The organism is Sporomusa sp. (assembly GCF_057736855.1).
Genome location: NZ_JBYKYF010000329.1, coordinates 2,861 through 3,172, shown reverse-complemented (window position 1 = coordinate 3,172; position 312 = coordinate 2,861). Strand labels below are relative to the sequence as shown.

Below are 312 nucleotides of genomic sequence, written 5' to 3'. Positions count from 1 at the left end.
CCATTACTGAACACATTGGTATTTTCGGCACAACTGGGTCGGGAAAAAGCAATCTTGTGAAAGTGCTTTCAAGCTCTATTATTGACAACGGAAATTATGGACTGCTTATATTTGATGTTCATAATGAATATTACCGTGATTTATCCAGGCATCCGCGTATGAAGGAGCGTTTGGTTGTTTATAATACCGCACCAGAAAAAATGAATGACAATGCTCAGAAACTATCACTAAATTATAATGAAGTAGAGCAGGAAGATATTATTGCTTGTGCTACCTTTAGTGAGCCCCAGCTTGATGCTATTTACAAATTAG

1 protein-coding gene is annotated in these 312 nt (G+C 37.2%); it reads left to right on the top strand.

The genetic code is table 11. From position 1 onward, the window contains the following. Nucleotides 1–56: 56 nt before the first annotated feature. A partial coding sequence (locus tag AC29Z1_RS15630; protein ID WP_488272381.1) for a helicase HerA domain-containing protein occupies nucleotides 57–312 on the top strand: 256 nt, incomplete at its 3' end.